This window comes from Streptomyces viridosporus (genome assembly GCF_002078235.1).
Classification (GTDB): Bacteria; Actinomycetota; Actinomycetes; order Streptomycetales; family Streptomycetaceae; genus Streptomyces; species Streptomyces viridosporus.
This window is the reverse complement of sequence record NZ_MSGP01000868.1, coordinates 1-833: the sequence shown is the minus strand read 5'-3', so window position 1 is coordinate 833 and position 833 is coordinate 1. Positions and strand designations below refer to the sequence as shown.

General features: G+C 76.3%; 1 protein-coding gene. It reads right to left on the bottom strand.

Translation table 11 applies throughout. The features are described 5' to 3' along the window. The coding region (locus B7L92_RS38290; RefSeq protein ID WP_081241655.1) for a flavin-containing monooxygenase at positions 1-833 on the bottom strand (833 nt) is incomplete at both ends.

Below are 833 nucleotides of genomic sequence, written 5' to 3'. Positions count from 1 at the left end.
GTCGCGGGCCACCGCCCCGGCGATCCGCCGTGCGTCGAGGGCCAGTTCGCGCAGGGTGCCGCTGATGGGGTTGGTGAAGCCGGTGAAGTGGAGACCGGGAGCGCCGTCCGCGGTGCGGGCGCCGTGGACGACCGGTCTGCCGCGGTGGTCGAGGACGCCGAGGTGGCCGACCAGGCCCTCCAGCGCGCGGACGTACCCCGTGGCCGCGACGACCGCCTCCGGGGCGATCCGGTCCCCGCCGGCGAGCACGACCTCGCCGTCCTCGAACCGCTCCACGGCGCCCACGACCTCCACCGCCCCCTTGCGCACGGCGTCGACCAGGCCGACGTCCTGCACGGGGATGGCCCCCTCCAGCACCCGGCTGTACAGACCGGGGCCGGGGCGGGGGAGGCCCCGGTCCGACAGGTCGGGCAGGGCCACCTTCGCCTGGACCCGGGACNNGCCCGCGGTCGAGCGGCGCACGATGTGCGGAGGGGTGCGCACCGCCAGCCGCACCCGGGAGGCCCCGCCCTCCACCAGGTCGACGGCGATCTCGGCCCCCGTGTTGCCGACCCCCACGACGAGCACGTCCCGTCCGGCGAACGGCCGCGCGTTGCGGTACGCGCCGGCGTGCAGGAACTCGCCGGTGTACGTGTCCAGGCCGGGCCAGTCGGGGACGCGGGGCGTGTGGTTGTACCCGGTGGCCACGACGACCGCGGCGCCGGTCAGCTCACGGCCGCCGGTGGCGTGCAGCAGCCAGCCGGTGCCGTCGGCGGTGCGCTCCACGCGCGACACCTCGACACCGGTGACGATCTCCAGGCGGTGGTGCTCGGCGTACTTCTCCAGGTACCGGA